Origin of the sequence: Streptomyces sp. NPDC048523 (assembly GCF_043199815.1) — a bacterium.
GTDB lineage: Bacteria > Actinomycetota > Actinomycetes > Streptomycetales > Streptomycetaceae > Streptomyces.
The window spans coordinates 75,218-84,386 of the sequence record NZ_JBICWQ010000010.1 but is presented as its reverse complement, the minus strand read 5'-3'; the positions used below and the strand labels follow the sequence as shown (position 1 = coordinate 84,386).

9 protein-coding genes are annotated in these 9,169 nt (G+C 68.9%); 2 read left to right on the top strand and 7 right to left on the bottom strand.

The window, feature by feature from the left end; translation table 11 throughout:
• The first annotated feature begins 72 nt into the window (after positions 1-72).
• On the top strand, positions 73-1,314 hold the full coding sequence (locus tag ACGFWE_RS37060; RefSeq protein WP_352390594.1) for a TerD family protein: 1,242 nt from the start codon (positions 73-75) through the stop codon (positions 1,312-1,314).
• A 94-nt stretch (positions 1,315-1,408) separates the two neighbouring features.
• Here the strand turns inward: ACGFWE_RS37060 and ACGFWE_RS37055 are convergent, their stop codons facing one another.
• The 4 genes from ACGFWE_RS37055 to ACGFWE_RS37040 are packed head-to-tail and all read right to left on the bottom strand — an operon-like array spanning position 1,409 to position 4,112.
• On the bottom strand, positions 1,409-1,975 hold the full coding sequence (locus tag ACGFWE_RS37055) for a helix-turn-helix domain-containing protein (RefSeq protein WP_352390522.1): 567 nt from the start codon (positions 1,973-1,975) through the stop codon (positions 1,409-1,411).
• Between the two features lie 16 nt (positions 1,976-1,991).
• Complete coding sequence (locus ACGFWE_RS37050) at positions 1,992-2,399, bottom strand: NUDIX domain-containing protein (protein WP_352390523.1); 408 nt, start codon at positions 2,397-2,399, stop codon at positions 1,992-1,994.
• A gap of 19 nt (positions 2,400-2,418) precedes the next feature.
• Positions 2,419-3,435, bottom strand: coding sequence for a 1-aminocyclopropane-1-carboxylate deaminase (locus tag ACGFWE_RS37045; protein ID WP_352390524.1), 1,017 nt, complete (start codon positions 3,433-3,435; stop codon positions 2,419-2,421).
• A 29-nt stretch (positions 3,436-3,464) separates the two neighbouring features.
• Positions 3,465-4,112 (bottom strand): GntR family transcriptional regulator, encoded by a 648-nt coding sequence (locus tag ACGFWE_RS37040; RefSeq protein WP_393604533.1) that lies wholly within the window; start codon positions 4,110-4,112, stop codon positions 3,465-3,467.
• Between the two features lie 198 nt (positions 4,113-4,310).
• On the opposite strand from ACGFWE_RS37040, the gene ACGFWE_RS37035 reads away from it, so the two are divergent.
• Complete coding sequence (locus tag ACGFWE_RS37035; RefSeq protein ID WP_393604531.1) at positions 4,311-4,496, top strand: hypothetical protein; 186 nt, start codon at positions 4,311-4,313, stop codon at positions 4,494-4,496.
• Between the two features lie 59 nt (positions 4,497-4,555).
• On the opposite strand, the gene ACGFWE_RS37030 is transcribed toward ACGFWE_RS37035, so the two are convergent.
• The 3 genes from ACGFWE_RS37030 to ACGFWE_RS37020 form a co-directional block, all read right to left on the bottom strand.
• Positions 4,556-5,215: an LAGLIDADG family homing endonuclease gene (locus ACGFWE_RS37030; protein WP_393604529.1), complete on the bottom strand. Its 660-nt coding sequence runs from the start codon at positions 5,213-5,215 to the stop codon at positions 4,556-4,558.
• Between the two features lie 686 nt (positions 5,216-5,901).
• Positions 5,902-7,344 carry an alkaline phosphatase PhoX gene (locus ACGFWE_RS37025; protein ID WP_393604527.1) on the bottom strand — a complete coding sequence of 481 codons (1,443 nt, stop codon included), beginning with the start codon at positions 7,342-7,344 and terminating at the stop codon, positions 5,902-5,904.
• A 208-nt stretch (positions 7,345-7,552) separates the two neighbouring features.
• Positions 7,553-8,977 (bottom strand): hypothetical protein, encoded by a 1,425-nt coding sequence (locus ACGFWE_RS37020; RefSeq protein ID WP_393604525.1) that lies wholly within the window; start codon positions 8,975-8,977, stop codon positions 7,553-7,555.
• Positions 8,978-9,169 lie beyond the last annotated feature (192 nt).

Here is a 9,169-nt window from a genome sequence, read left to right as displayed (position 1 = left end):
CCCGCTCGGCCATTTGGCCGTCGGGTAAGGGAACGGCAAAGTGGGCCCGATCGTTCACGGGGCATGACAGCTATGACCCCCGGCTCGAACATCCCCCTGTCCGCCGCCCGCGTGACGGTGGACGTCGCCGCGCCCGTGCGCCTCGACGTATCGGGCCTGCTGCTCACCGCCGACGGCAAGGTGCGCTCCGACGACGACTTCATCTTCTACAACCAGCCCTCCGGCCCGGGGGTGACGTACCGCTCGGGCGGCGGTACGTCCCCCGACGCGATCACCGTCGACACGTCTTCCGTACCGCCCGGCATCGAGAAGATCGTCGTCACCGCCAGCCCGGACGCCGCGGGCCAGACCTTCCAGGGCATCGAACCGACGGCCACGATCCGCAACGCGGACGACAACAGCGTGCTGGCCACGTTCACGCCGCCGCAGCTCGGCACCGAGACAGCGCTGGTGATCGTGGAGGTCTACCTGCGCAACGGCGCCTGGAAGGCCCGGGCGGTGGGGCAGGGGTACGCCAACGGGCTGGCGGGCATCGCGACGGACTTCGGCGTGACGGTGGAGGAGCCGGCCCCCACGGCCGCCGCTACGCCCGCTCCGACGCCTGTGGCTCCGCCGGTCGCGCCCACCGTGCAGACCCCGGTGGCTCCGCCTGCCCCGGCCGTGGACCCCAGGATCGCCCCGCCGCCGGCCCCCGCCGCGCCCCCGGCTCCGCCCGCCCCGCCCGCTCCCGGTGCCGGGAAGATCAACCTCGACAAGGGCCGGGTCAGCCTCCAGAAGAACCAGACGGTGTCCCTGGTCAAGGGCGGGCAACCGCTGCTCTCCCAGGTCAAGATGGGTCTCGGCTGGGAGCCTGCCTACCGCGGCAAGGACATCGACCTCGACGCGTCGGTCATCGCCTACGGGCCGCAGCGCAATCACATCGACAGCTGCTACTTCGGCAAGCTGTCCATCGTCGGCGGCGCGATCAAGCACTCCGGCGACAACCTCACGGGTGAGGGCGGCGGTGACGACGAGGTGATCGTCGTGGACCTCGGTCGGCTCCCCCAGGAGGTCACCGGTCTCGTCTTCACGGTCAACTCCTTCTCGGGGCAGAAGTTCACGGAGGTCGCCAAGGCGTACTGCCGCCTCATCGACGCCGCGAGCGGAGAGGAGCTGGTCCGCTTCGACCTCACGAACGCCGAGGCGCAGACGGGCGTGATGATGGCCAAGCTGATCAAGCAGTTCTCCGGCGAGTGGGAGATGACGGCGATCGGCGACTTCGTGAAGTCCCGCACGGTGCGGGGAATGGTGAAGCCGGCGGCGCAGGCGCTCTGAGGGGCGCCGGGGTGGTTGTTCGGCTGCGGGCCGGTGGGGGCCGGTCGCGCAGCCGCACCCCGAGATCACACAGCGAGCCACCTCCCTGGGCGCCCTACGCCCGCAGCCCCTCCATGAGCAGGGACAGGTACCGCCGGACGGACTCGCCCCCGCCGTCCGCCAACTCCGCCGCACCGGCGACGCCGTGCGCCAGCCGAAGCAACTCGATCGGCTCGACGTCCGGCCGCAGCGTCCCCTCCGCCCGCGCCGCCGACACCAGCCGCGCAGCTGCCCCGCGAACATGCGTCCCGCACACCGTGAGCACCGCTTCGCTCCCGTCCGCCATCGCGGACCCCAGCAGCGTCCTCAGCCCCCGCACCTGGATCGTCCCGACGCACAGCTCGTAGAGCCACTCCGCCAGCGCCCGGCCCGGCGGCAACTCCTTCGCGAGCTCGTCTGCACGCCGGGCCAACCCCTCGACGCGGTCCAGGTACGCCGCCTCCAGCAGGGCCCGCCGCGTCGGGAAGTGCCGGTACAGCGTCCCGGACCCCACACCGGCCCGCTTGGCGATGTCGTCGAGGGATGCGCCCTCGCCACGCTCGGCGAACGCCTCCGCGGCCACCTTCAGCAGCCGCTCGTAGTTGCGCCGAGCGTCCGCGCGCATGGGCCTGACCTGCGTCATCCGGGTGCTCCTCCCCTCAGGGCAGTTGGCCGGAGGCGTGCAGCGCGTCGAACACCATTTGATCCACTGCCGAGACGCGCGCACGATCGCCGTAGCCGAACCAGTCCGACTCCTCGATCTCGCTCGAGGCGACCAGCGGGCCGGTGTACTCGGCGGTGTAGCAGATCATCCGGAACTCGGTGCTTCCGTCGCCATCCCTTTGCGTCTCGAAGGTACCGACGTGCACCATCGTCGCCGTATCGACCCGGGACCGGAGTTCCTCGGCGATCTCGCGGGCCAAGGTCTCGGCGTCGGACTCACCCGGCTCCCGTTTCCCGCCCGGGAAGTAGAAGACATCCAGACCGCGGCAGCGTGTCACCAGCACCCGCCCGTCACGCACCAGAACCCAGGCCACCTTCTCCGGAACGCCCTCGCTCTTCCCCATCCCGGGACCATACCCACAGCTAGAACAACGCGCTGTACCCGTTGAGCGCCGGCTGCCCGCCCAGGTGGGCGTAGAGCACCGTGGAGTCCGCGCCGATCTCCCCGCGCCCGACGAGGTCGATCATCCCGGCCATGGACTTGCCCTCGTACACGGGGTCGGTGACCATCCCCTCGGTGCGGGCGGCGAGGCGCATCGCCTCCAGCGTGGTCTCGTCGGGGATGCCGTAGACGCCCGCGTGGTACCGCTCGTCCAGCTCTACGTCCTCTTCGGTCAACTCCTTGTGCACGCCGATGAGTTGCCCGGTGCGGTGGGCGATCCGTGCGATCTGTTCCCGGGTGGTGACGGGCTTGGCGGAGGCGTCGATGCCGAGGACGCGTCGGGGCCGGCCGCCCGCCTCCTCCAGCGCCCGGAACCCGGCGACCATGCCGGCCTGGGTGGACCCGGTCACCGAGCAGACCACGACCGTGTCGAAGAAGACGCCCAACTCACGCTCCTGGTCGGCCACTTCGTACGCCCACGCGGCGAATCCGAGACCCCCTAGCGGGTGGTCGGAGGCGCCGGCGGGAATGGCGTACGGCTTGCCACCCCCCTCCTCGACGTCCCTGAGCGCCTGCTCCCAGCTCTCCTTGAACCCGATCCCGAACCCGGCCTTCACCAGCCGCACGTCGGCCCCGGCGAGCCGGCTGATCAGGATGTTGCCGACCTTGTCGTAGACGGCGTCCGGCCAGTCCACCCAACTCTCCTGCACCAGGACGCACTTGAGCCCGGCCCGGGCGGCGCACGCGGCGACCTGACGGGTGTGGTTGGACTGGACACCGCCGATCGAGACCAGGGTGTCGCAGCCCTTGGCGAGGGCGTCCGCGACCAGGTACTCCAGCTTGCGCGTCTTGTTGCCGCCGTACGCGATCCCGGAGTTGCAGTCCTCACGCTTGGCCCACAGGGCGGCACCACCGAGGTGCGCGGTCAGGCGCTCCAAGCGGTGGACGGGGGACGGCCCGAAGAGGAGGGGGTAACGGTCGTAGGACGAAAGGGGCATGAGGACCTCCCGGGTCGGTCGCTGTGGGCTCAGTCGCTGTCGGCCAACTCGGCCAGGCCCCGCCAGATCTCCGCCGTGACCCGGACCGCCTCGTCCACGTCACCGGCCGCGCAGGCCTCGATCAGCCGGTCGTGCAGGCCCGCCGACCGGCAGTTGCCGCCCTCGCCGAAGCGCCTGCGCTCCAGTCGGCGGATGAGCGGGGTGTAGCGGGCGGTGGTGGCGGCGGCCGCGCGGTTGCCGCTGACTCGGACGAGGACGTCGTGCAGGGCGTCGTCGGCGCGCAGGGCCTCGTCCACGTCGCCGGCGCTGACGGCGGCCGCGAAGCGTTCGTTGGCCGCGCGCATCGTCTCGATGTCGGCGGCGAACAGGCGTGGCACGGCGACCCGGGTGACCAGTTCGTGCATGGCCCCGACCACGGCGGCGGCGTCCCGCACGTCGGCGGCGACGACCTGGGTCACGCGGGTGTAGCTCTGCGGCTTGCTCTCCAGCAGCCCCTCGTCGACCAGCCGCGCGAAGGCCTCCCGCACCGGCGCCCGCGACAGTCCGAGCCGCTCGGCGAGATCGGCGTCCCGCACGACCTCCCCGGGCTCGATCTCGCCGGCCACGATGGCGTCCCGGATGGACGCGTAGGCACGGTCGCGGAGAAGGGTGCGGCCGAGGGGTCGTAGGGCTTCCATGAACTGAAATGTTAGATGTCAGTTCCGCTCGCACACAAGGGACAATGCGCCCTCCTGTCTGATGACCGGTCAGTACGCGGCGACAGCTGCGGGACGACACCTGCTACCGTGGGCTCCAACGCTTACTTCGGGTCAAAGTTCAGCCTTTAACCCCGTGCCTGGTACGCAGAGCTTCGCGAGCTCCCCTTAATCTCAGGCATGAGGCCTTCCTTCGACATGTCGGTACAGGCACTCATGCTGGAAATTCATATCGTGGCATCCGGAGATGTGGCGTACCCCGCTCTGATGGTGATCGCAGCCATCCTCTACCGCCACAAGAAAATCATCAAAGCGATCAAGAAGCTCATCAAGGCGATCCGAAAGCGGATCGGCGGTCGGAAGTAACCGACCAGCCTGAGCGCCCTTTCCGTTAACCATAAGGAAAGGGCGCTCAGTGCCGTTCTTCACGGGGCCACAGGACCTGGCTCAAGCATCGCCCCTACCACAAGACCATTGACCACGAACAAACTCGAGGGATTCACCGTCACCCCGAACACCCGTCGGACCGCTGACGCCGAAACGCCTTTCACCCGATCCAATGCCACAGATTCGTCGTACCCATGCATCTCACTCTTTGCGGGAGCCACATGACCGACCGTACGCGCCAGCCCTTTTAATTTGAGCGCCTTATATCCAATACGAAGGTTGAGAATCCCAGCCAGGCGGACCAACGCTGTTGCTCGTGAAATCTCCACGATATTAATCGGCCGTCTACTCGTAATTACATAACCGTTCACCAAGTGCCCATCGTTCCTCTTCCTCTCGACCACCCGTACCCTGTTGGCGACCCCGAGGCGAAGGAGTGTGTCGGACACCTGCATCGCCAGCACAGGTGACACCGTGGCGAATTCGACAGAACCATGCGCTGTGCCGCGCGGGTTGACCCGCTCGCGAACACAGCCATCGGTGTCAATAAGCCCTGAAAGGCACCCGATCCAGAATTCGCGACTCAACCGCAGGTCGGGGAGCTGCTTCTCGTCGCACCGCTGACCCCACACACCGAAAACGCCTGAGACAATCGGTGATGGGATTGCGATGACCCGCCCGGAAAGGGAACCGTACACGGACGATGCTCCCCTGCGGGATCTCACGCACACCGCACCCATGTTCTGCAGCAAACACGCGCATGAACTGCACGGCACCATCCAGAGGGTCACCATGAAATTCGGGTGTGCAAGATGTCATCCCGCCATCACCGAGCATGGCACCGACAAAATATCCGTCGCGAGCTTCCCCCTCTGATCCAAAGCGCCCAGTCGTCAGCGGAAACGGGATTCGATCTCCTGCAACCAGATCACTGGTTCGTTTCCACTCCCAAGCTTGTCGCCCTGTCCGTCGCTGTGTAATCCAACGCTGGTCCAGCGAAGCTTCAATAATGCGACCGGAAACGAAACTGACGCTGCGCACCTCTCTCAGGTCGCCCCCCTGCCAGGCATCGGGGGAACTTGAGACGAGCTCGCCAACCGAATGGTCGCGTGGTCCTTGATTCGCTCCATACCGAACCGGCCTGGAGTCCCATTCCTTACTGAAGGAAAGCACAGGGAGGCGTTGCGCCACTACCTCTTCGATCGCGCGCACCGAGCCATCGGGAAGCCATACCCGAGACCCCACGGCGATTCCTCCCTGTGCTTGCACTCTCACAACCCCCGCCCACCTCGGCCAACAAGCAGTTCGATGAGGGAACGATATTTCGATGGAGTGATGAGTTCAGTGCCTTCGGGTGAAGGTCACTAGATCGAGGGACGGAGCGTCAGCGACGCTGCCGCTTCCACGGCCCCGTGATCGCCAGCATGATCCCCGGGGTCTGGATGTTGGCGTACAGCGTCCGGCCGTCAGGGGAGAAGGTGACGCCGGTGAACTCGCTGTACTCGGGCTCGTCTTCGGTGCCGATGTTCAGTTCGTTGCGGGCGATGGGGTAGGTGCGGCCGCTCTCCGTGGCCCCGAACAGGTGCTGGACGCCCTCGCCGTCCTCGGCGATGACGAGTCCGCCGTAGGGGGAGACGGTGATGTTGTCGGGGCCGTCGAAGGCGCCGTCCTTGGACGGGTCGGGGTTGACGCCGAGGAGGACCTTCAGGGTGAGGGTGCGGCGCTTGGGGTCGTAGAACCAGACCTGTCCGTCGTGCTGGACGGGGCTCTCCTCACGGGCGTACGAGGAGACGACGTACGCGCCGCCGTCGCCCCACCACATGCCCTCGAGCTTGCGGGCGCGGGTGACCTGGCCGTCGGTGAACTGCTTGCGGACGGAGACCGTCCTGGCGTCGCGGTCGGGGACGTCGACCCAGTCGACGCCGTAGACCGTACCGATCTTCGTGGCGCGGGAGAGGTCGTCGACGAACTTGCCGCCGGAGTCGAAGCACTTGAAGGCCTGCAGGACCCCCGCGTTGTCGGCGAGGGTGCGCAGCTTGCCGCGGCCGTGGTGGAAGCCCGCCGGCGGGGTCCAGCGGAAGAGCAGGCCGTTGGGGCCGGAAGCGTCCTCGGTCAGGTAGGCGTGGCCGCGCTTGGGGTCGATGACGACCGCCTCGTGGGCGTACCGGCCGAACGCCTTGACGGGCTTGGGGTCGCGGTTGGCGCGGCGGTCCTCGGGGTCGACCTCGAAGATGTAGCCGTGGTCCTTGGTCATGCCGTTCTGGCCGGCCTTGTCCTCGGTCTCCTCGCCGGTGAGCCAGGTGCCCCAAGGGGTGCTGCCGCCCGCGCAGTTGGTGGAGGTGCCGGCGATGCCGACCCACTCGGCGACATGCCCGTGGCGGACCTCGACGACCGTGCAGCCACCGGAGGCGGCGGGGTCGTAGACGAGGCCCTCGGTGAGCGGCACGGGGTGGGGCCAGTTGGCACGCGGGCCCTTGAGCTCGTGGTTGTTGACCAGGAGGGTCGCGCCGCGGGGGCCGCAGAAGGTGGCCGTGCCGTCGTGGTTGGAGGGGGTGAACTCGCCGGACTCCAGCCTGGTTTTGCCGCTGTAGGTGATGACGCGGTACGTGAACCCGGCGGGCAGCGCGAGCAGGCCGTCGGGGTCGGCGATCAGCGGGCCGTAGCCGACGCCGCCGTGGGCGCCCGCGGACTGCGCGTCCACGCTCTCGACGTCGGTGGCCGCGAGCGCGTTGGGGGCGGTGGCGAGAGCGCCGACCGCGCCCGCCAGTGCGACACCGGCCCCGGTGATCGCGGATTTCGCGGCAAAGTCCCTGCGGGTGAGCGACATGGTGTCTCCTGAGACGGTGGGTATGCCGTGGAGGGTGGGGGACCTCGGGTCGGCGCTACGCTCCCGCCCACATCTGAACACCGGTTGAACGCCAGGAGACTTCAGTGCACCCGGTTCCATGAATCAACAAAGGGAACGGAAAGCGCCCCTCTAGGGGCGCGGGGAACGGCGCGACCAGCCCCCACTCACCCGCACCCGCGACACAACCTCAACCCCCTTGCTGCGACCGTGCCTTGAACGCCGCCTTGCGGGCTTCCTTCGCCACCTTCTTGTCCGGATGCAACCGCCCCATCGCCTCCAGCACATCCGCCGTGGCCGGGTGATCCACCCGCCAGGCCGCCGCGAAGAACCCGCCGTGCTGCTGGGCCAGTCCTTCCACCAGCCCCTGGAGCTCCTCGGAGTTCCCCTCCGCGGCGAGCTGCGCGGCGATCGTGTCGACGGTCAGCCAGAACACCATGTCCTGGGACGGCGCGGGCACGTCCCCGAACCCGCGCTCGGTCAGCCAGACCCGGGCCAGCCCGCCCAGCTCGGCGTCGTCGAGGACCTCCCGCAACGCGGGCTCGGCCACCGCGCCGACCAGCGACAGCGCCTGCTGACACCGCAGCCTGCGCAGCGGCGCCCCGGCGTCGCTGCCCCGGGCTGCCGCCAGCAACTCCCGTGCGGCGGCGAGAGGTTCGCGCCGGTCCAGCCACTGCTCGGTCTCGGCCTGGGCGGCCGAAGGAGGAAACCCGGCGGTCCCGTCCAGGAGCGCGTCCGCCCCCTTGTCGGCGAGGTCGCCGACGGCCGGGGCCGCGATTCCGGCCTCCAGCAGCCGCGAGCGCAGCCCGTACAGCCCGAGCGGGGTGAGGCGGACCATGCCGTACCGGGAGACGTCGGTGTCGTCGACGACCGCGGCGGGCTCCTCGTCGGTGTCGGCCATCAGCGCCTCGTCGACGGGCTGGTACTCGACGATCCCGACCGGCTCCAGGACCCGGAACTGGTCGTCCAGCCGCATCATCGCGTCGGACACCTGCTCCAGGACGTCGTTGGTGGGCTCGCCCATGTCGCTCGGCACGATCATCGACGCGGCGAGGGCGGGCAGGGGGACCGGCCCGTCGCCCGGGCCGTCGGCGCCGACCGTGAGCAGGTAGAGGTTGCCGAGCACGCCGTCGAGGAACTCCTGCTCGGCCCGCGGGTCCCAGTCCAGGGAGGCGAAGTCGACCTCGCCGTCCTCGTCCAGGGCGTCGACCAGATCGTCCAGATCCGGCACGCTCGCGTCGGCCAGCGCCGTCTCCAGGACCGTCAGCCATACGCCGAGCACGTCCTGGGGGGCTCCGGACAGCAGGGCCAGGTCCGCGCCCGCGGTGACCGTGCCCTCTTCCTCGTCGACGATCTCGACGAGCCCGGTGTCGACGGCGATCCGCCAGGCCTCGCTCGCGTGGGCGGCCGCGTCGTCCCCGGTCAGCTGGAGGTGCGCGGCCGCCGCGGGCAGCTGCTCCTCGACGAGTCCGCCCCCGGCGTCGACCCGCGTGTCCTCGCCGGCCCAGCGGGCGAGCCGGGCGGCCCGGGCGAGCAACGGCGTGGACAGGGCGTCCCGCGCCAGCTCCGCTTCGGGGTGCAGCCGCACCGGCGGCAGGGGGGAGCTGTCTGACATCGGCTGGTTCTCCTCGGACGCGTCGTGCCACTCAGCCGCTCAGCGTAGACGGATATCCACCTATGCCGCCCGGTTCATCTCCCCGACGGGGTCCGTACCTGGCTGAAACCTTGACAACTGGACTGACCAGGCAGGAGATTGACGCGCGTAGAAATCCGGCGGACATCTGTTCACTGTATTTTTCTACGCGCG